Below are 21,189 nucleotides of genomic sequence, written 5' to 3'. Positions count from 1 at the left end.
ATTTTGAGCGGTTGTAGATGCAATAGTGATTGCAACTTATAAAATATAGCAAATTTCACTTGCTTTTTCAACTATTCTCGGGAAGTTTTTTCATTTTCCATCGAACATTCTTTAAAGAAAAATAACTCAACAAGATAAATCCCAACAGATTTAGCAATAATGAAACGATACCAATCCAATCATAACGCGTATGAATCTCAACAATATTCTTACCCGGATGCGTGCGCAAACTAATCGTCTGTCGGTATGATTTATGTGTTGTGACATTTTCATTATTTAATTGAATTCCATAACCTGCATAATCTTGAACTGGCAAATCTAAGTTTGCTGAATCTAGGCCATAATATTGGACCCAATAGTCATTCTCTTTGGTGTAGAAAGATACCGCAGTTTTACGATTATTAACTAAAAATTGGTTTTGACTGTGTGTGGCGGCATCGTGATAATCTATGACAAACTTTTCATAATTAACCTTAGGATTAGTGGCTAAGGTTTGTTTGGGCATGAGTTGATTGCCCTGTGAATAGATCAAGAAAACTCCACCTGCCATCGTAGCCAGTAATAACAGCCACTTAAATATTCCGGGAAATTCTTGAAAAATCAGAATCACCATTCGACAAATGAGAATAATCAAAAACAAGTCTAGGATGCTCTGTAACGCTAAAATCAAACGACTGACATCTATCCCACTGACATGCCATTTACTTAGCAGAACAATCGTCAATGGAATCATTTCCAAAATCAATACTTTGTATCCGAAACGACTTTGCAGAAAAATCATCAGGACCAATAAGATCATTAGAATACCGATAGCCAGTAAGAGGTATTTCTGAATTACGGGAAAATTCAACTGATTAAACCATTTCAGATAATCAATATTTTTAACAGGATCTTGTTGCAAATTCTGCGACCACTGTTGACTGACCAATGGGCCTATAAAGCCGACAGTCGTCAAAATACTGACCCCCAGGGCAATTAGTGAGTTAAGTCCCAATCTGCCCCAGTAGCGCCAATGATGAGCTTCTTTAGTGAAAATCATCAGAATATAGACAGGCAAAATAGTCGCCAACACCCCAAGCGCCACATAAGGTGTCGTCCAGACAATCAAAGTCATACCCCAGACTAACGTTTTCCAACTACGATTCTTAAAAAACAAATAGGTCCCATAATAAACCATTGGCAAGAAAATCAGCACAAGGTAATTCTCAATCCGTTGATTCTGAAACACTAAATTGAATCGATTAAACGAAAATGTATAAATTACAGAAAACAAGATTGCCTCAAAAGTATCGTGTGAAAACTTATTCATATAGAAATAAGCACTGACAAACGTCAAAAAAGTCAGACAGGTTAAGTAGATTCCAAAACCCCAAAACACGTTCAATTTAATCAGCAACCACCCTGGCAATAACGTGAGCCACGGACTAAAAAGATTGATCTGGCTACCTGAGTGATTCCAATAGTCAAAATTTATTGGTGAATTAAAAACATTTCCCAAGCTTTTTAAATGGGCAATGTTAAAAACCATCGTATCGCCGAAGTTAGCTTGACGATAAAAAATTACGGTATAAAAAATACTAAATACTAAAAAAATGAATCCTAAAATAATTCTTTTCCATGAACGATTCGACACGGGTAAAACTCCTTTAAATTTGGTGAAGTATGCCGTTTCCAGAGCTGAGAGTATTCATCTGCTGCGTGGTACGGTCCGAGCCATAGAACGGTCTCGAACCTCGGTTGAAGCCTTGCAAAACCAGCAAGTCTCCAACACGCCCGGTGGTGTAATGGATAAAGCCATAACGCCACTTTCGCTGCTGATGAATACTCTCAGCTCTTCCAACTAATTTATTTTTATTAATCAAGTAACCTCACGAATAATCAGCTTACACAAATATTGCATTAACTTTTATAATTTGATTTTTTCAATGAAATGATAAATAGATCCATTCAAATAAAACTAAACAGATGTACACCATTGATAATTAAATACACTAGCCAGAGGTCGTGAGGGATGGAGTTCAGCAGTGATAGTTATGTTAGGCTGGCGGTTTTCCAGTCTTACATAACAGGACGTTTTTGAGATGCGGTTTTCGGCTCAAAAGCGAGGGTCGAGACCGCACCATGGCTCGAGCCGGTCCCACAGCAAACTCCATCCCTCACGACCTCTGGCGGCAAACATATACCCAATTATACTAAAAAAAGGATTGTGCATACTGATTCTCACACAATCCTTTGATAATATTCAAATTTTTTTACTACGCTAAGGTAGTCATGACCAAGCGTCCCAATACTAGGAAGAAGAAAACCGCTGCAACGACCAGCTTACCCCGTTTCAAATTCCACTTCTTGAAGACTCTTGTAATTAGTACTAGGGCGATAACTAAACCAATACCAATTAAAATCCCCATTAAATTACTAATAATTGCTTGTTGTGTCAAAAATGCAACAACTACATCCATCAAAATGAAAGCAATTGTAATAATAAACGAAAACTTTCTTTTCAAATCTCCACCTCTAAAATTCCAAGCATTATAAATAACGCTTAAACTTTAAGCACTTCGAGGCTATTGTAAATTTAAATTATTTTCTTTGCAAGATTTATTTTTATTTGTATGCCAAAAATACTAATACATCAACAAATATTTTTTTATAACTTATATGATTGCCATGGTAGATTTTCTGCATAGCGTTGATTAATGACTGAGATACTCTTCAAGTCATCAGAATCGAGTTCCATTACTAACCGATCATCGTCAAACAATGGCCATTCATACTTAATCTCTTCTTCATAAGGCTTGCCACTAACCACAAAGTCCAATAGTAGATTAAGTAAATATTTCTGATTCTTACGAAAATCAATATTCAATTCGTCTGCCGGCGTGTTCAAATAACGGATTATACCGCCATGTTGCCCATCAAAAACCGTTGTGGAATTGCAATATACTTCTGCGTCAGGAACCTTAGCCAACAATCCAGCAAGTCTTCTAGCTGGCAAACGATACATAGCAGTACCCAACATCTTGACGAAATCATTTTTCGAATAAGTTTCTGGCAAAAGGCTCTTCTTCAAAATTTCACTATTTTCTCCGAAAAGATCAGTTAATACATCATTTTCCAAGTGACTGATGCTCATATCTTTATAGCCTTCTAATTCGTTATTCCCAGCAGAAATAATTGACTTAAAATGTGTTCTTTCCAAACGTTGTAACAATTTTTCAGACCAATTATCAGAAATTAAATCATCATCAATGACTGGTCCAAACCAATTTGTGGCAATGTGTTGATCAATTGCTCGTTTCTGAACTAACTGCAAGCCATCGTCGGTTAAATTAAATAAATCCTTGGTAGATTTAATATGATTTTCCTGACAAATTCTTTCAGAAATATTTCGAGCTGTTTCCAAATCTCGTATCGTCTGAACACCACCAGAAAATAACATAATTTTTTGAATACGGTCAAGAATCATTGAATTAGATGCCATTAAAGCCCCAATTGACTTTGCACCAGCGGACAGACCAGCCAAAGTAATATTTTTAACATCCCCACCAAAACTCCGTGCATTGTCCAGCACCCACTGAATTGCCATCAATTGATCGGATAATCCAACATTAGTATCGCCATCCTCAACGACACCCCAGCCAAATAATCCTAAACGATAGTTTGGTACAACATGAACGACTGACTGATGATCCAGCCACGACATCTGTTTACTATAATTACCGCCACGTAAAAATCCACCGCCGTAAAACTCAATGACGATTGGAAATTTACCATCCACGTCAGGGGTACAAATATCTAGATTTAAACAATTTTCACCAAAAGTAATTTTATCATCTTGATTCAGCGCATCATCTTGCATAGGTTGAACACTCTGATGAACTGCATAGTGCATTTTATTAACTTCGTTTGTTCCAAATTTTGCCATCGAGAATTCCTCAGCTCGTTTGAAACGGCGTCCATAACCAAAAGGAACACCTAAAAAGTCGACATGATTATGATCCATCACGCCATGGTAAGTACCTGTAGTTGTTTTCATTATCTTCTTCATTTAAAAATAAACCCCCAATGAACAAAATATCAATTTAGTTAATATTCTAAACTAATAATATCAATGCACAAGAATTTAATGTAACCATTTTTATATTATGCCAATCTCAATTAATTAATAATTTTCCTTGTCTACTAAAATAACATTGTATATAATTTCAAAGACATGTTTTTAAGGGAGAGAAATATATGGTCTTAACAGATGCACAAAAACGTGCCAATGAAAAATGGCACAAGAATCACCGCGAGAGAGCTAATTATATCGCCATGCGCTCTTCAGCAAGAAGCTTTATTAGAAAAAAATCAACGCTTGACGATTTACAAGAGTTACAAGATATCATTGAAAACCGTCGCAAAGAGTTGGTAGAACCCTAAATAATTAAATAAAATCATATTTAAAATATGTAAGCAATTACATTTAAAAAATTAATTTTTTTTTACTGAAATAAGTCATTTATTTATGTCAAATGTAATATTTCTGATATAATCTAGGCATAGATAAGGGTGAGGAAGCCTTATCTGGTAAGTGTTCTGTCCAGATTCTGATGACATTAAAAGCTGCCTGTTATTTCGGAGATGAAGATTATGAAATTAGTAGAATTAATCAAATCATTATTAAAAGCCGAAAGAACTGAAACTTCCACACAAGATAGAGAAGTTTTGGCCGAATTAGAGGGCGAAAACAAAGCCTTTATCTTTAGCAAATAATGTTATTCAGTAAATTATTATTAGGGATGGTTCACTTTTTATAAAGTGGACCTTTTATTTTGCCATTGATTAAGATAATTTTTAATAATTATCATTTTTTACATTGACATCAGCTGATATCTTTAACTATAATAGTACGAGTAATGTCGCAGTGGCTCAGTTGGATAGAGCAACGGTCTTCTAAACCGTAGGTCGTGAGTTCGAATCTCACCTGCGACACTAATTTGAAAAAGTCGTTAGAATTTCTTATTCTAACGGCTTTTTTTATTGTAATTTTTCAACTAATAATTTTCCGACGGCTGCGGGTGAAAATGGATTTTGACCAGTAATAAATTGTCCATCAGCTAAAGCATACTCTGAATAAGCACGTTTTTTAGAGAAAATTGCTCCATGAAGTTTGGCTACTTCCTCATTCAAAAATGGCACATACTTCTTCTTGCCACTCATTTGTTCTTCGGCATTGGTAAAACCAGTAATATGTTTATGCCTGATTAAATATTGCCCCTGATCATCCTTGATATACAATAATCCAGAAATTCCATGACACACAGAGGTCAAATAACCATCGTTTTGATAAATTTCCAGACTAATTTTTTGTAGCTTTTCATCATAAGGAAAATCCCACATGACCCCGTGACCACCAGTATAATAAATAGCCTGATAATCTCGTGGATCAATCTGAGTCGGACTGAGCGTATTAGCTAAAGCCCGACTTTGAAAATCTGGATCACGATACATTTCTAAATCTGTTGGTGATACATATTTGAAACTTCTTGGATCAATTGGAACAAATCCACCTTTAGGACTGATGTAATCTACTGAGAAGCCGGCATCTTGGACAACTTTAACAAATTCAGTTGCTTCGCTAAGCCAGAGCCCAGTCGCTTCCGGATGATAGCCATACTGTGTTTTATTAGTTTCCACAACTAGAATCCTCTTCATTTTATCTTCTCCTCTTTGCACAGAAACTACTAACTTAATTTTAAACAAAATAATAATAAAACGGTATTAATCAGCTTTTTGAAACCTATTTAATCCAAAGTTTTAGATAACAATCCGACTAAAAATAAAATTAGGATTTTTTCCATTTTGTCGTTGCAACTTTAATTACTTTTCTCTATAATAGTACGAGTGATGTCACAGTGGCTCAGTTGGATAGAGCAACGGTCTTCTAAACCGTAGGTCGTGAGTTCGAATCTCACCTGTGACATATTGTATTACGTAAGAAAAAATGTTCAAAACAAAAAACCTTTTAAACTAACGTTTATGAGGCTTTTTGTTTTTGATATTGCATTAAAACAAACTTTTCCGCCTTCAAATGCTTTGTTACTACCTTTAACTGTTATTGAATCAAGATACTCCACCAGTAGTACTTACAATGTCCGTACCGACATTATCTTCACCATTCGTGAAATAGTTAGTACAACTTAGAGTTTTCTTTCAAAGTTAAAAGTGCTGTAAGCCTTGATTTTACGGTCTTCTTTGTTTTAAAAAGTCCCTAATACTTCTAGCTTTATCTGTCTTTGTCCCACAAATGGACGTAAAAAAATATAGAGAGCATAAATCATAGCCGTTAGTCGTAATTGACTGACGGTGTTTTTTTTAATATCTGTGCCTGTCATTCACGAATATAAATAATATGACGACTCTGCTTCTCATGAAGTCACTTGAACCTTACATCACTTGCTTTGACCCATTCGTCAGTAGCAACACGATACATCAAAACACCATCAACGATAGCACTTGATTTCTTATCGACTTTCCAGCTAGAATTTGTAGCTAGTTCACGATTAGTAACAAGTCTGCCATGTGCATCATACAATCTAGCTAATCTGTCAGTCGTAACGACAACAGGATCTGCGTTATAGATATAAACTTGACTAGTTTTGACCCATTCATGAGTCGCCACTCGATAATATTGAGTTTGCTTTCCAGAAACAATCTCAGTTTTAATCTTATCAGTAAACCAATCAGAATCTTGTCTTAAAGCTCGATCTGAAACGAGTTTATTATCATCATTATATAATCTAACAATTCCATCTTTTGGATAGGTTGCTACGGTCAATTTTATATCTTCAACATGAATTGAATCAGATTGTCCACTATTAGAATTACCTGATCCATGATTTGAATCAGTATTTGAACCTGAACCAGATCCAGAACCTGAAGACTTTTTAGTGTAAGTTACAAAATCATTAGTTGTAATAGTACCATCATCATTGATATGAGCAGAAACAGTCTTTTTATCTGGTGTATAGCCTGCTACATCAGGAACATTAACCTCTACGTCATCACCAATCTTTCCAAAAACATTATCAACAACCTTGTCACCAAGATTAGTTTTGATTGTGACAGAATCAGTTACTGAAGTGTCAACAACACTAACTTCACGTACCCATTCATCATCAGGTCCACCAAGTGTACTGTACTTAGCCATCAAATCAGCTGACGACAGCTTCATTGAAGCCTCAGGCTTATCAACTGTACCTGTTCCAACATTAACCCACATACCAGTTAAAGGTGCAGTGGCAGAAAGTTCTGGCAAATCTACGCTTTTGCCATCTTGCGGAATAAACGCATCATTTGAACCAAGCTTTAATCGTTGAATATCACTACCACTGAACATATAATTGGCAACCGTATTATCACCATCCATTTGCCAAGTTGACAGATCTAGCGTATTTAACTTTGTGACACCATCAAACATATGAGTCATTCCTGTAACCATGCCAAAAAATCCATTTTTAACTACGCCTCTCACATCCCAATTGTCAACTTTCAAATCAGTAACATTACTGTATTGAAACATTGAATCGAGACTAATCACTTTTGAAAGATCCCAGCCACTGAGATTTAGACTTAATTTGGTATTTTTATAACCAGTACTTCTAAACATCGCACTCATGGTGGTAACTGAACTAGTATTCCATCCAGTCAAATCTAGACTTGGCAAATTAGTATCACCTTCAAACATTGAATCAAGTGAAGTAGCTGACTCAATGTTCCAATTACCAATACCACTACCAAGATCAGACAAACTAGAATCATTGAAAAACATCTTAGTGAAAGATGTGACCTTTGAAACATCCCATTTATCCATATTTAAGCTACTCAAACTCGGATCATAACTAAACATCCCCTGCATATTGACAACATTTGACGTAACAAAATTTGATACATCAAGACTTGTCAACGTCTTTAACCCTTCAAACATGTTAGACATATTGGTAGCACTCTTAGTGTTCCATTTAGATACATCTAAACCAGTTAAACTTGACATATTTGAAAAAATATTACTGAAATTCTTAATCGAGCCAGTCTGCCACTGTGAAACATCAATGCCATTCAATGCAGAATCGCCCTCAAACAGATGACTTGCATCAGTTACATTGCTAAGATCAAAATCTGATGTATCAAGAGTTTTCAAGTTAGACATACCTGAAAACATGTAACTAATATCTTTTGCACCACTTAGATTCAAATTACCTGCATTTTCAACACTTGTGACATTAGACAACCCATAAAATAGTCTACTAGAATCAGCCGCGGCATTTACTTTGCCATCAAAGCTAATTGATGTTATCGAAGCATTATACTTTATCCACGGATTATTTGGATCACCGTATCCTTCGCCGTTTAACTCTGTCATACTACCAAGATCACCAGCTTGAATATGTAAGACACCGTTGCTATCAATATTCCAATTTGCTGTTCCAAACACGCCTGATGTAACATCTACATCATTTGATACAGTTTCCGGTGTGATATTCGCAGCATTAACAGTTTGTGTATCAACAAACGATGCTAACCCGATACTAAATAGCCCCAAAGAGACCATCAATAATTGTTTTTTTGTGATTCCCCCAATACCCATATTTTTCTTCATTGATTTTCCTCGATTCCTAATATTAATTGACTCGTATTCTATCAATGATTAAATTATAAGACCTTATTGAATCACACACCACAACAATTTTTTTTATTTTTTGATCAAGCTTGGGGAACGTATTCAATTAGTTGAATTCGTGATAAAACATAACCAATCTTACTCCGAGACGACTGCAGAGCACTTTTCTGTAATTCATCAACAATCAAGATCATGTGTTCTAAAGTCTGAGAATGGTGGGTACTTTGCTGGATGAATCCGACATCCAATGCCCAAGACATTTGAGAAACTAGTTAAGACTATAAAAGCGGTATTAATTACTTTAATTATATTAGAAGACCAGAAACAAGAAATGGCTATACTCCGGTAAAATTCCGAAATATAACCATTTGAAAAACTATTCAAATTTATACTATTTCAAATGTCAACTTGACAGGTACTGGAACAGTTCCTTCTTTTTTATACTAAATAGATTATTAAAAACAATTCCGTTAACCTATTTATTTCCACCACCGATTGTATTGAAACAATCCACATACTCATCAGTCGCAACCTTGAAATAATCACGTCCATTAATTTGATACAATTTATCTTCAGTTTTCCACTGCGATAAATCTTTAAAAGTTTTATTCAACGTCTGCCCCTTATAATTAATCGGTGAAACTCCCGAAATGGCATTAATCGTTACTACCCCTGCCTGATCCGTATATTTCTTAGGCACAAACTCATCTGTTGCAATCTGATACATTGGTAATCCGTTAATATTCTTAATCCCTACCGTCTTCCAAGTCGAAGCATTTACCAGCTTACTATTAGAACCAGGAATCATGTCTCCTTGAGAATTCCAACCTGCAATTCCTGTCGTTGAACCATGTTTAATAGTTATTTCGTCTCGATTAGGCGTCTGCGGTGCAGGCTCAACCACAGTTTCACCGATACCATTAGCAATATCTCGAGCCAATCGTTCCTGACTAATTCCCCAAGTTGGCTGTAAATAGCTTTGGACGGGATCAACATGTGAACCCCAAATATTTTTAGAAATCCAATAGTGAGTCTTGATGCCCCTTTGATTGGCCGTATCGAGCTCAACGGGAATACCAAATTGTTTAGCTTTAGCCCGAGCCAGTTTAATAAATATTGCATAATCTTTTTCAAATGTAGCTTTATCATAGGTCCGTGCTAGCTCAATTTGAACTGGTGCATTGGCATTAGCGTAACTGCCAGCTCCCCACGCAACATAACCTTCAGCACCAACCTGATAAATTTTACCGCCATCCCCAACGACAAACTGGGTATATGTCTGGGCAGTATTAATATTATTTTTAAAATAAATGGCATTATTTTTTGCGCCAACATTGGTCGTCTCATGTAAAACAATTAAATTATTAGCTGTCCTTTGATTAGAACCCTCATTTGCACTCAACATATATGTTTTATCAATATTAAATTCTGCCATCACTTTTACCCCTCATTTACTACAATATTACAACAATCACTACTAAAAAATACTTACATCCAAAGTAATAACTGGAATGTAAGTATTTTTTACTCTATCAGCGCGGGAACAGCCATAACATCAGTATCGACGATACCAAACTGGCGTCTCATTTGAGCTTCAATTCTCTCTCCTAAACGATAACTATCTTTAACTTCCATATGAGCATCGACCGCAATGGTCACATCTAAAGTCACCATATTACCATTATAACTAGCATTCAAATCAACTACTCGTACCACTTCCGGATACTTTTCAATCGCCTGCTTGAACTGCTCTTCAACTTTAGGATCAAAGTAATCAGCTAAATTCAAACTGCTCTCACGGAAAATTTTAATCCCTGACGTTAAGATAAAAATACCAACTGCAATACTGGCAACTCCATCAAGCCAAACGACTTTAAATAAGAGCGCTCCACCAATAGCTATGAAGGTTCCAGCACTTGTTAGCGCATCACTCAAACTATCTTGAGCAGCAGCCGTTAAAGCGGCATTTTGCAATTTCCGTCCGCCAGCTCGATTAAACCACCAGACAACTAGCATAATAACAGTCGCAATCCCAGCACCAACTAATGTAATTGGCTGTGGAACGTCCATTTTTGTCTTGCCAAGCAAACTCATCAGCCCGGTATACATAACATTTGCTGAAATGCCAATCATGATAATTCCTGTAATTAAGGTAAAAACAGTTTCATAGTGAAATCTCGACAACTGCAACTTTTGACCACTCTGTGTTAGATCATCCGGCAGCGGTTGACCCATGAAGTCATCATCATCTGTATCACGGGCAATAAAAATCCCAATCAGTAGTAAAACAGCTGAGATAATACCAGCCAAATTATTTAATGCATCAGCTCGTAAAGTCTGTGAATGACCCACAATAGCTAAATAATACTCAATCACTGATATTAACAAATACGCTGAAACATTGAACCAAAGATGATGCTGGGCGCTACGAAGCCGTTGTAACTCCTCCTTTTGCATCTTCTTCCAAATCTTTTGTTCCTCTTGACGATGTTTCGATTGTTCTTCCATAACTAAAACCTCTTCTAGACTAAACAAGGCCTATTTTAGCAATTTAGAAATCAATTCCAAGCAAAAAGCCCTTTCCAGACGGAAAGGGCTCTCTTATCTTATCGTTGAGGATAGAACTGCAACTATCGTTGCTCATTCAATATATCATCTCATAAGTCAGAATTCTACAAATTCACCAATACGTAAAGTAACTGTATTCTGAATTAAATTTCTGTTAATAAATGATATCGAACTATTACTAGGCAACCATCTTCAACAACTTATTCATAGCTTCTTCAATTGACTTACCGCATGCAGAAACCCTAGTGTTTTTCTTATCAAATACGGTAAACAATTGTCGCTTTGTATCCAAAGTAACTTTATATCTCATATTGCTTACCTCCAATTTATTTATGATTCCTAATCATACACGCATTTTTTATAAAATCAATAGAAATAAACAAACTATTTCATTTTTTATTATTAAAATCGTTCGTAATCAATCACATGACGTTTCCCAAACAGACTGTCTAAAACGTAATATAGGTGCCTATTATAGATAATTTAGACTAACCTAAAAGGTGGCAAACTAATTCCCATAAAACGGCATTCTGTAATTTAATCGTAATATTGTAACAAAACTTTTGGCAATAAAATTCTTTCCAGAAAACCACTTCATTGTTCTGGAAAAGCCGAATCTATTTTTGTAAATATACCTCATTTATTCCTAATTGTTCGTGTTTTAACTATAATTAAGCACTTACAATCAAAAATTGTTTCATGAAATTAAAAAAGCCTGACCGTTTGGTCAGACTCCTAGAAGAACAATTCCTTACATGCATTAGAAATGGCGATCTTAACGTGCTCGTAAGTTAGGCCACCTTGAATATAAATGATATATGGCGCACGCATTGGACCATCACAGGAGAACTCGATACTTGCTCCTGAAACAAATGTTCCGGCTGCCATAACAACTTTATCCTCATACCCTGACATCTCACTAGGAATTGGTGAAACGTCTGAATCGATTGGTGAGAATTGTTGCACCATTTTAGCAAATCGTACCATCTTATCGGGATCCCCGAATTCAATTGTTTGAATCAAGTCAGTCCGATCATCATTCCACTTAGGCGAAACGTTCAAACCAAGTTTTTCAAAGATAGCTGCTTCAAAAATTGCACCTTTGATAGCATTTCCAGTTACTCTAGGAGCTAGGAAGAAGCCTTGGAACATTTCTGATTGACGGTCAATTGTGGCACCCTCAGAAGCCCCAATACCAGGAGCTGTTAGACGATAACTTGCTAATTCAACTAAATCTTTCTTACCAACGATATAACCACCGACTTTAGCTAAACCACCACCAGCGTTCTTAATCAATGAACCGGCCATCAAATCAGCGCCAACCTCAGTTGGTTCAATCTCTTCTGAAAATTCACCGTAACAATTATCGACAAAAATAATTGCGTCGGTTACTGTCTTAACTTGTTTGATTATTTCGGCAATTTCTTTGACTGTTAAACTCTTACGAGTTGAATAGCCACGAGATCTTTGAATAGCAATTACCTTAGGATTTTGTTCCTTAATTTTTTGTTTCATTAAATCAAAATCAACTTTATCCCCATCCATTTTAACGGAATCGAAGCCAATCTTGTAATCGATCAATGAACCACGTTTATTACCAGCTATACCGATAACTTCTTGCATTGTGTCATAGGGCTCGCCAGTCACATACAAAAGGTTGTCTCCTGGACGTAATAGTCCAAACAAAGCTGTTGCTAATGTATGTGTACCTGAAACAAACTGTGGTCTAACTAAAGCAGCTTCTGTCTTGAATACATCCGCATAGACAGCCTCTAATTGGTCACGACCACGATCATCGTCCCCATAGCCAGTTGTTCCCAACAAACTCGACTCATCGACACTCTCTTTACGAAAAGCCTCTAGAACCTTATTCTGGTTGTCTAAAACTTGTTCGTCGATTTCAGCCAGTTTTGGAGCAATCATCTGGTCTGTTTCTTTAATTACTTCCTTCAATTTATCTGGAAATGCTGCATTCCATTTAGTCATTTTGCCCTCCTAAAAATTTAAGGATATTGGTTTCAATATCGGTTTGATAATTTTTATCATCACTAATATTATACCAATCAACGTCCATCTGATTACGGAAATACGTAAATTGACGCTTGGCAAAGTGACGAGAATTCTTTTTAATTTCATCCAGACAACTTTCCAAACTTGCTTGACCCTCAAAATAAGGAAATAGTTCCTTGTAGCCGATTCCATTCTTAGCCTGTGGGAACTTATCACGATTGTTATAAACGTACTTAGCTTCGTCTAACAAGCCCATCTGTACCATTTTATCGACACGGTCATTGATACGTTGGTACAACTTAGGACGATCATCAGTTAAACCAATCAAATAAAAATCAGCCCACTTGTCTCCGTTATCCTGCTCAGTAATCGACTTGCCAGTTGAACGGATAACTTCAATGGCACGAATCAAGCGACGAGTATTCTCAATATCAATTTTCTGATAAGCCAAAGGATCTTCATCCTTCAAGATTGCTTGTAACTTGTCTATTCGACCAGACTTTTCCAACTCAACCAATTCTTGACGGTATTTGTTATCATCCTTTTTGCCGCCAAGGTTCAGATTATTAACTAACGAACTCAAATAAAAGCCAGTCCCACCCACAACTAACGGCAATTTATTATCCGCAGATAAGTCAGTAATGATGTTTTTAGCTTTAGCTTGAAAATCTTTAACTGTGTAACGTTGATCCGCATCACAAATATCAACCAAGTGATGTGGTACTTCAGTTAATTCTTGTGGGGAGTCTTTGGCGGTCCCTATATCTAAATTACGATAAATCTGCATCGAATCCCCAGAAATAATCTCACCATTAAATTTTTTAGCTAATTTTAGACCAAGTGCACTCTTACCAACAGCGGTCGGTCCTACTATCGCAACAACTTTTATCAAAAAATTACCTCTCTTAGACAGTCTTTTATAGATATTTTAAACGAAATAAGCCATAATGAGAATTAAAGACAGGAGGAATATTATTATGGCAAAAAAGCAAAAACATCTTCGTTTTGTTAAAGGCTTCCTTGTTGGTTCACTAACAACAGCTACTGCAGTTTATGGTGCTTTACACGCATTCAAGAAAAAGGTTATCGAACCCGAAAATATTGAAAACGAACGTATCGAAGCTAACCGCAGACGTGCTAACCGTAAGAGCCTTCAAGCACACCAAGGATAACAATTAAAGTGGAACTGATAGGATTTTTCTATCGGTTCTTTTTTTTGCTGCCTCCAGGTGACAGTAAGTAAAATAGTCCGCGGTGAGGACCGGTCCGAGCCAAAGTTCGGTCTCGAACCTCGATTTGAAGTCTTGCCAAAGTTCGGTAAGTCTCCAAACTCGTCCTGTGGTGTAATGGCTAAAGCCATAACGCCACCTCCACTGCTGTACTATTTTACTTACTGTCACCTTCCGACTAAATCTCGTTTAATTTGTAGTTTAACCATATCCTCTTATTCAATAATCTACAATGTTTTACCTGATACTTAATAAAATGAAAATAAACGAATCAAAAAATTAAATATTCAACAAATATTATCAACTCTAATTCATTGAGATAATCCAAACAGAATTTACTAAAAATACAGAGCCACCAGGCGCACGTGATGAAGACCGCAGTGGCAGTGGTGTTAGACCGGCGAACTTCCGGTCTTACAGCACAGGACGTCTTTTGAAATTCGCGGTCCTTGCGAAGTTCAAAAGTGAGGGTCGAGACCGCACTTTGGCTCGAGCCGGTCCCACAGCAGGCTTCATCACGTGCGCCCGGTGGCGGCATCCTTCAACAACACACCAACAAAAAATGCTGTGTCAGATTAAACTCTGCACAGCATTTTTTTAGATTTTAGTAGTTTTCTTAGTTTTACCTTCCCAATCAGCAAAACGGTCTTCTAACCACTTAACGTCAGTAAAGCCCCACTTCTTTTGCAACTTAAGAGCAGCACGGACACACATATTTTTATTATCTCCATATAGGTAAACTGGAAGATCTGGTCTTAATTCACCCTCATTGTACTTGAGTTGTGTATATGGAAGACTTCTGGCACCCAAAATATGTTTGGCATCGAATGCGTTTTTCTCTCTTAAATCAACAATTTGAGCTTTTCTCATTGTTTCCTCAAATGTCTTTTGGTCGATTGAACCGCCCATGCTTCTACCCTTTAACCAGAAGTAAAGCCATGAACCAACCCAATAAACCAAAAATCCGATTACAATAATATACAAAATCACATTCAAAACTTGCATTAACAAAAACTCCTAATCAACTTTAATCAATGAAGCAGCACCGATAACACCGGCACCATTACCTAAACTAGCTAATCTTAGTTCAGTTGCATCCTTAATTGTAGCAAATTCATTGGCACGCATAGCTTTGTCAACTTTTGCACGAAGGAATTCACCAGCAGCTGAAACTCCACCACCGATAACGATGTACTTAGGGTTCAATGTGTTAGCAATGTTACCAAGAACAAATCCAAGTGAATCACAAACATAATCAGCTACGATCATTGCTAGATCATCATCTTTTTTAGCTAAATCAAAGACATCTTTAGCTGAAATATCTTGACCATCATCAAGCATAGCCTTCAATTCTGATTTACCAGCATATTCGCCGGCACGGTCTCTAGCAACACGCACGATACCAGTAGCTGAAGCGATTGTTTCCAAACAACCTCTCTTACCACAAGTACACATGAAGCCATTAGGATCAACTGTAACGTGACCAATTTCTCCGGCAGCACCATTAGCACCTTGGATCAATTTACCATTAGCGATGATACCACCACCAACACCAGTACCTAAGGTTACAAAGACAACGTCATTAGCGTTGTTACCAGCACCTTGCCATCTTTCACCAAGAGCTGCAACGTTAGCATCATTTTCAATTGTTACAGGAAGACCTGTACCCTTTTGAATATCACGCACTGGATAAACTTCATTAGTCCAGTTAAGGTTGTAAGCACCTTTGATTGTTCCATTTTCATGGTTGATTGTACCAGGTGAACCTAGTCCAATACCATCAAATTGGTCAGGACTCATGTCATACATCTTGATATGGTGATTGATTGAATCAATGATATCAGGGATGATCAATTGTCCATCAGAAAGAATATTTGTTTCAATACTCCACTTTTGTTGAATCTCACCTTTATCAGTAAGAATAGCAAATTTAATTGTTGTACCACCAAGGTCAACACCGATTAACTTTTTGTCTGTCACTTTGATCTGTCCTTTTCTTCTTGTTTTTTCTCTTCTAGTCTGTGTTCACGTTTTAAGACCAATTGAACACGAATAAAGGTCTGTTTGTCGATTAATCCACCTTCGTACAAGCGCCTAATCTCGCTTGACATCAATTCGATATCCCAGATTCTTTTGCCAACATGCACAAAAGTCCCAAAGCGTTTCAAAAGCTGCTGTACATCATAGAGGGTTCTAAAGCTCATATTATCCATAAACTATCATACCCTTTGCATACATATAATAAGAGATAGCTATGGCTACCAAAATTGCCAATATGCGAAAGATCATTTTTGGACGACTGATTTTAGGCAATCCCAAAGCATAGCCGAGGAGTAACCCACCAACAGCGCCACCAACGTGACCCCAAATATCGATACCGGACATAGTCAGGTCCATCAACAAATTAATGGCGATTAGACCTAAAAAACTTTTGCCAAGTTCTCTCAAAAATCGGTTCTCGCGATAAATCAAGCCTAATGCTAGAAAGGCAGCAAACATGCCGAAGAGAGACGTACTAGCACCAGCTGAAATAACATTATTGGCACCAAAGGCAAAACTTGCAAGATTACCCATAATACCGCTTAACATATAAATCACGAAAAATCGCCAATGACCGACCATTGGCTCTAAGATTTGACCAACATATAACAGTGTAAACCCATTCATAAAAATATGAAAGATACCAATGTGTAAAAATATTGGCGTAATCAAGCGCCACCATTGACCAGCTTGAACTAAATTATTAGTTTTCGCTCCCATCAACAGTAACGTTTGATAATTTTGTGAGCCACCAACTACTGACTCAACGATGAAAACACCGATAGTCACAGCTAGTAAGACCCAAGTAACGTATGATTTACTCTCTTTATTGATTATTTGCATCAACATCACCCTTTGACACAAGAATCTTATCGATTGGCTTATCTAATACGTAAATAGGCCAAGGCGTGTCTGTATAAAATTGTCTCGATGATGCTAAGGAAATTGTCTTAGTTGGATGCTTAGCCAAATAACGGTCAAAATAACCCGCACCAAAACCAAGTCGATTTTTTGATTGTGAATATGCCAATCCCGGCACAATCAAGAGATCAGGCGGATCCATAATATTATTTTCATAATTTTTAGGTTCTCTAACGCCAAAGGAACTCTCGACCAATTCAGTATCCTTCGTATATTTAACGAAACGCATTGAATAATCAGCGAAAGTCTTCGGAATATAAACATCCTTCCCCATTTCCCAACATTGATTAATGATTGGAAAAGTAGGAATTTCATCGTTCATACTCAGTGTAATACCGATACTTGGGGTATTTTGAAAATCTAAATCATCGAATAATTGCATGTAAAGATCATTGATTTCTTTTTGAGCCTTATCGGATTTCATAAACTCACTGACCAAATCGATCTGCTTTTTTCTAAAGCTTACCTTATCCAATTAATCACTCCCTTAGTAAAAAAAAACAACAGGGGTTTTAACCTGTTGTTTATTTTGTTTCACGGTGCAATGTAACAGTGCGTTCGCGTGGACAATATTTCTTAAGTTCAAGGCGATCAGGGTTGTTACGCTTGCTCTTGTTTGTTAGATATGTACGTTCGTGACATGAAGTACATTCCATTGTTATGTTTACTCTCATATTGGGAACATCCTTTCATAATACTTAACTAAATTCAACTAATTAAATATATCATTTTTTTCGATATTTTAAAAGGCTAAATTCAGATTATTTCTGACCAGTCATCTTATAGTAGTCTGTATAAATCTGATGTGCAAGTAAGTTTGGATAACTACCATTCTCACTTGTTAGATTAGGAAAGACGATAGCCATTGCTACATTAGGGTCTTCATATGGTCCGAAACTGACCAAACTAGTGGTAATTGTTTCGGGAGGATCAGATGAAGGATTATCAGGATCGTAGTAGAAGGATTGGGCAGTACCAGTCTTAGCGGCTACAGCTGGTGATAAATCTTTCAACTTAGTAGCAGTAGTCCAGTAACCACTACCATGGACAGCGGCATACATACCCTTTCTAACGACGTTTAATTCATCCTGAGTAAAACCAACCTTATTTAGAACAGAAGGCTTTGTAACGGATGTCAAAGCTCCTTTTGTCCCATCATCTTTAGTCTTTTGAATTGATTGTACAACATATGGTTTCAAACGATATCCACCATTTGCGATGGTAGAAATATATTGAGCCATTTCAATCAATGTATAAGCATCATAGTTACCATAAGATAAATCCAGTGCAGAACCAGTCTTCAATTGACCATCACTGTTTCTTGTAGAACCTTCAATACCAGTTGTTTCACCAGAAATATCAATTCCGGTCTTTACGCCTAAACCAAATTGATTAAAGTAACCACGTAATTTAGAGAAAATATCAGGATTCATTGACATTTCTTCATTAGGGACGTATTTAGCGTTCCCTTCCTTCATGGCTAAATTCATCATATAAATATTAGATGAAAATTGTAGTGCTTGAACAGCAGTTAAACTACTGAAAGTACCAGCCGGATAAACAGACTTTTTAACCGGTGAACCTGGCAAGTAGATTGGGTTATCAACTTGAGAATTATTTTCAGGTGTAATAACTCCATCCATTAAAGCACCCAAGACAGTCGCACCCTTAACAGCAGAACCCATAACAAAGGTTCTATTGATAACACCCAAAGCATCTTCAGATGTATCACCAGTCTTAGGATCGTTGTGAATTCCGGCCATAGCCAAAACAGCACCAGTCTTAGGATTCAAAACAACAGCATAGGCACCATCAGAATACTGTGTAATACCAGCAGCTTTGGCAGCACTATATTGTGCATTTAAATCATCTTGAACTTTCTTTTGGAAACTTGAATCAATTGTTAAGTTAAGGTTTCCACCTTTTTGACCCTTGTAAAGCACGGTACTCTTCTTGATCTGGTTGTTAGAACCAATTTGAACTTGACGTTGACTCTTGGTACCAGAAAGAATTGATTCATAATTCTTTTCTAGATAACTAGTACCGACACGGTCATTACGTGAATATCCAGATGCCAACATTGAGTTAATTTCATCATCAGGAATACCTTGTTGTTCTGTGGAAACACCACCGATGATACTGGCAATTGATTTACCTTGTGGATAATCACGTGTCCAGTTACTACCGATACTGATTCCTGGTAATTCAGTCAAATGTTCACTAACTTGAGCAATTTCTCGAGCAGATAAATTCTTATCTTTCAAGAAAACTGTTGAAAGTGAATAAGCAGCACTCATTTTCTTAAATAAAGAAGCTCGCTGAAGGTCTTTATCATTCAGATGAACGCCTTCTTTTTGAACATATTTAACTTCATTAGCATAAATTTTGGTAGATGACAAAGCATCGCCATTAGCATCAACACGATATGACTTAGGCATTTGCTTAGCAACTTCGGCTGACTTATTTGGTGCAGCCAAAATATAATCAGCCTTGTCACGATCTGTTAAATCGTCAACGTCAACTTTCATATACTTCGTCAATCTGCTTGCAATCGTATAAATATCACTCGACTTAACGCTCCCACTCTTTGTATAAGTGATTGCGTTTGCTGTAGAGTTCCCAACTAAAAGTCTACCTTTAGAATCATAAATCATCCCACGTGGTACACTGCCCGTCATTACTGTCTTATCTGTTCGTTCAACTTCAGCTTGAAAATTACCACCATAAACAATCTGGAGATAAGCTAGCTGTGCGACTAACATTGCGAATAGAACAAAGACAATAAAAAAAAGCAGGTTTAGACGAAATGGAATAGTAGACTTCGCTTGACTACCTGTTCTTTTCTTTAATATATCCAGTATTCTTCTCATATTTATCCTTCAAAAAAAACGAACAATTACTCATTCGATTTAAAAATATAATTTGGCCCATCAAGGTCTTTGTCATATTCAACTAACAAATCGTATCTGGCAAAAAACCAAGTATCACTATCAGTTATATAATAACTCACACCATGGATGACAGTACTGGACACCGGATCAATTGGTTTTTCCTTACGCATAGCGATTGAAAATCCCTCATGAACCATTGTTTTTCCATAGACCTTACCATAAAAATGTACACCATCACCGGGTACTAAGTCCAACTCTTCTTCAAACCATTTTACTGCTTCGTCAGTTAGTTCGATCTTCATGCTGTCCACCTCAATCTTTTAATTAAGATAAACATAGCAGAAAACGTCGCTATTCGGCAACTGCAACGTCTTTAACAGTTACTTCATAGCTGCCAACTGGTGTTTCAATGGTTACCTTTTCGCCAGTGTGCTTGCCGATTAGAGCTTTAGCAATTGGTGATTCGTTTGAAATTTTACCACTGTCAGGATCTGATTCTGAAGCACCAACGATAGTATAAACGTCAGGTTCTTCACCATCTTCTTGAACAGTAACTTTTTTACCGATTGAAATTTCATCATCGGCTACTTCGTCAGCGTCGATAACTTTAGCATATTGAATATGTTCAATTACTTCGGAAATTTTTGATTCAATAACACTTTGTTCATCTTTTGCAGATGTGTATTCTGAGTTTTCAGAAAGGTCACCGAAACTACGAGCAATCTTGATACGGTTAATTACTTCGGGACGCTTTACTTTCTTTAATTCTTCCAATTGATCCTTTAAATCTTGTAAGCCTGCGGCTGTCATTGGATAACTTCTATCTGCCATTTTTATAAATACCTCTTTCAAAATTCATTATTTATTC

23 protein-coding genes, 2 tRNA genes and 1 other annotated feature (1 of these 26 running past the window's edge) are annotated in these 21,189 nt (G+C 36.8%); of the genes, 5 read left to right on the top strand and 20 right to left on the bottom strand.

Going from position 1 to position 21,189, the window contains the following annotated elements; translation table 11 throughout:
* Nucleotides 1-23: a sequence feature (ribosomal protein L21 leader region), on the bottom strand (it extends 45 nt beyond the left edge of the window).
* Nucleotides 24-67: 44 nt separating this feature from the next.
* The 3 genes from AAA923_RS01005 to AAA923_RS00995 form a co-directional block, all read right to left on the bottom strand.
* A complete protein-coding gene (locus AAA923_RS01005; protein WP_338214025.1) occupies nucleotides 68-1,633 on the bottom strand; it encodes a glycosyltransferase family protein in 1,566 nt (521 codons plus the stop codon).
* A gap of 622 nt (nucleotides 1,634-2,255) precedes the next feature.
* Nucleotides 2,256-2,504, bottom strand: coding sequence for a hypothetical protein (locus AAA923_RS01000; RefSeq protein WP_338214023.1), 249 nt, complete (start codon nucleotides 2,502-2,504; stop codon nucleotides 2,256-2,258).
* A 143-nt stretch (nucleotides 2,505-2,647) separates the two neighbouring features.
* A complete protein-coding gene (locus tag AAA923_RS00995) occupies nucleotides 2,648-4,048 on the bottom strand; it encodes a carboxylesterase family protein (RefSeq protein ID WP_338214021.1) in 1,401 nt (466 codons plus the stop codon).
* 188 nt (nucleotides 4,049-4,236) lie between these two features.
* Between AAA923_RS00995 and AAA923_RS00990 the strand changes: the two genes are divergently transcribed.
* From AAA923_RS00990 to AAA923_RS00980, 3 genes are all read left to right on the top strand, one after another.
* Nucleotides 4,237-4,422, top strand: a complete 186-nt coding sequence (locus AAA923_RS00990; RefSeq protein WP_041499591.1) for a hypothetical protein — start codon at nucleotides 4,237-4,239, stop codon at nucleotides 4,420-4,422.
* Between the two features lie 210 nt (nucleotides 4,423-4,632).
* Nucleotides 4,633-4,755 carry a hypothetical protein gene (locus AAA923_RS00985; protein WP_338214019.1) on the top strand — a complete coding sequence of 41 codons (123 nt, stop codon included), beginning with the start codon at nucleotides 4,633-4,635 and terminating at the stop codon, nucleotides 4,753-4,755.
* A 145-nt stretch (nucleotides 4,756-4,900) separates the two neighbouring features.
* Nucleotides 4,901-4,974: transfer RNA gene (locus AAA923_RS00980), tRNA-Arg, on the top strand.
* 45 nt (nucleotides 4,975-5,019) lie between these two features.
* Here AAA923_RS00980 and AAA923_RS00975 read toward each other — a convergent pair.
* On the bottom strand, nucleotides 5,020-5,697 hold the full coding sequence (locus tag AAA923_RS00975) for a type 1 glutamine amidotransferase domain-containing protein (RefSeq protein WP_338214017.1): 678 nt from the start codon (nucleotides 5,695-5,697) through the stop codon (nucleotides 5,020-5,022).
* Between the two features lie 194 nt (nucleotides 5,698-5,891).
* On the opposite strand from AAA923_RS00975, the gene AAA923_RS00970 reads away from it, so the two are divergent.
* Nucleotides 5,892-5,965, top strand: a tRNA-Arg gene (locus AAA923_RS00970).
* A gap of 453 nt (nucleotides 5,966-6,418) precedes the next feature.
* Here the strand turns inward: AAA923_RS00970 and AAA923_RS00965 are convergent.
* From AAA923_RS00965 to miaA, 7 genes are all read right to left on the bottom strand, one after another.
* Nucleotides 6,419-8,641, bottom strand: a complete 2,223-nt coding sequence (locus AAA923_RS00965; RefSeq protein WP_338214015.1) for a BspA family leucine-rich repeat surface protein — start codon at nucleotides 8,639-8,641, stop codon at nucleotides 6,419-6,421.
* A 104-nt stretch (nucleotides 8,642-8,745) separates the two neighbouring features.
* Nucleotides 8,746-8,922 carry a hypothetical protein gene (locus tag AAA923_RS00960; RefSeq protein ID WP_338214014.1) on the bottom strand — a complete coding sequence of 59 codons (177 nt, stop codon included), beginning with the start codon at nucleotides 8,920-8,922 and terminating at the stop codon, nucleotides 8,746-8,748.
* 215 nt (nucleotides 8,923-9,137) lie between these two features.
* Nucleotides 9,138-10,097, bottom strand: coding sequence for a peptidoglycan recognition protein family protein (locus AAA923_RS00955; RefSeq protein ID WP_338214013.1), 960 nt, complete (start codon nucleotides 10,095-10,097; stop codon nucleotides 9,138-9,140).
* Between the two features lie 89 nt (nucleotides 10,098-10,186).
* Nucleotides 10,187-11,170: a cation diffusion facilitator family transporter gene (locus AAA923_RS00950; protein WP_338214012.1), complete on the bottom strand. Its 984-nt coding sequence runs from the start codon at nucleotides 11,168-11,170 to the stop codon at nucleotides 10,187-10,189.
* 238 nt (nucleotides 11,171-11,408) lie between these two features.
* Complete coding sequence (locus AAA923_RS00945) at nucleotides 11,409-11,540, bottom strand: hypothetical protein (protein WP_255312354.1); 132 nt, start codon at nucleotides 11,538-11,540, stop codon at nucleotides 11,409-11,411.
* Between the two features lie 425 nt (nucleotides 11,541-11,965).
* Nucleotides 11,966-13,216, bottom strand: coding sequence for a methionine gamma-lyase family protein (locus AAA923_RS00940; protein ID WP_338214009.1), 1,251 nt, complete (start codon nucleotides 13,214-13,216; stop codon nucleotides 11,966-11,968).
* A complete protein-coding gene (gene miaA, locus AAA923_RS00935) occupies nucleotides 13,209-14,132 on the bottom strand; it encodes a tRNA (adenosine(37)-N6)-dimethylallyltransferase MiaA (protein WP_338214008.1) in 924 nt (307 codons plus the stop codon). The genes AAA923_RS00940 and miaA overlap by 8 nt, the downstream gene beginning before the upstream one ends.
* A gap of 85 nt (nucleotides 14,133-14,217) precedes the next feature.
* Between miaA and AAA923_RS00930 the strand changes: the two genes are divergently transcribed.
* On the top strand, nucleotides 14,218-14,412 hold the full coding sequence (locus AAA923_RS00930; RefSeq protein WP_041499584.1) for a DUF3042 family protein: 195 nt from the start codon (nucleotides 14,218-14,220) through the stop codon (nucleotides 14,410-14,412).
* Between the two features lie 654 nt (nucleotides 14,413-15,066).
* Here AAA923_RS00930 and AAA923_RS00925 read toward each other — a convergent pair.
* The 9 genes from AAA923_RS00925 to greA form a co-directional block, all read right to left on the bottom strand.
* Nucleotides 15,067-15,465, bottom strand: a complete 399-nt coding sequence (locus tag AAA923_RS00925; RefSeq protein WP_169751896.1) for a rhodanese-like domain-containing protein — start codon at nucleotides 15,463-15,465, stop codon at nucleotides 15,067-15,069.
* A gap of 21 nt (nucleotides 15,466-15,486) precedes the next feature.
* On the bottom strand, nucleotides 15,487-16,449 hold the full coding sequence (locus AAA923_RS00920; RefSeq protein ID WP_041499580.1) for an ROK family glucokinase: 963 nt from the start codon (nucleotides 16,447-16,449) through the stop codon (nucleotides 15,487-15,489).
* On the bottom strand, nucleotides 16,446-16,682 hold the full coding sequence (locus tag AAA923_RS00915) for a YqgQ family protein (RefSeq protein WP_082330662.1): 237 nt from the start codon (nucleotides 16,680-16,682) through the stop codon (nucleotides 16,446-16,448). The genes AAA923_RS00920 and AAA923_RS00915 overlap by 4 nt, the downstream gene beginning before the upstream one ends.
* The gene (locus AAA923_RS00910; protein ID WP_338214006.1) at nucleotides 16,675-17,352 is read right to left on the bottom strand and encodes a rhomboid family intramembrane serine protease; all 678 of its coding nucleotides are present in this window, start codon (nucleotides 17,350-17,352) and stop codon (nucleotides 16,675-16,677) included. Before AAA923_RS00910 ends, AAA923_RS00915 begins: the two co-directional genes overlap by 8 nt.
* Nucleotides 17,336-17,905 carry a 5-formyltetrahydrofolate cyclo-ligase gene (locus tag AAA923_RS00905; RefSeq protein ID WP_338214005.1) on the bottom strand — a complete coding sequence of 190 codons (570 nt, stop codon included), beginning with the start codon at nucleotides 17,903-17,905 and terminating at the stop codon, nucleotides 17,336-17,338. The genes AAA923_RS00910 and AAA923_RS00905 overlap by 17 nt, the downstream gene beginning before the upstream one ends.
* 49 nt (nucleotides 17,906-17,954) lie before the next feature.
* Nucleotides 17,955-18,104, bottom strand: coding sequence for a 50S ribosomal protein L33 (rpmG, locus tag AAA923_RS00900; protein ID WP_075887565.1), 150 nt, complete (start codon nucleotides 18,102-18,104; stop codon nucleotides 17,955-17,957).
* An 87-nt stretch (nucleotides 18,105-18,191) separates the two neighbouring features.
* Complete coding sequence (locus tag AAA923_RS00895) at nucleotides 18,192-20,288, bottom strand: peptidoglycan D,D-transpeptidase FtsI family protein (RefSeq protein ID WP_435890155.1); 2,097 nt, start codon at nucleotides 20,286-20,288, stop codon at nucleotides 18,192-18,194.
* 38 nt (nucleotides 20,289-20,326) lie between these two features.
* Nucleotides 20,327-20,623, bottom strand: coding sequence for a HesB/YadR/YfhF family protein (locus AAA923_RS00890; protein WP_041499575.1), 297 nt, complete (start codon nucleotides 20,621-20,623; stop codon nucleotides 20,327-20,329).
* 49 nt (nucleotides 20,624-20,672) lie between these two features.
* Nucleotides 20,673-21,152 (bottom strand): transcription elongation factor GreA, encoded by a 480-nt coding sequence (greA, locus tag AAA923_RS00885; protein WP_338213996.1) that lies wholly within the window; start codon nucleotides 21,150-21,152, stop codon nucleotides 20,673-20,675.
* Nucleotides 21,153-21,189 lie beyond the last annotated feature (37 nt).

The sequence above is a fragment of the Companilactobacillus muriivasis genome (assembly GCF_036246245.1).
Classification (GTDB): domain Bacteria; phylum Bacillota; class Bacilli; order Lactobacillales; family Lactobacillaceae; genus Companilactobacillus; species Companilactobacillus muriivasis.
The sequence above is the reverse complement of the archived record's forward strand: the minus strand, read 5'-3'. Positions and strand labels throughout refer to the sequence as shown.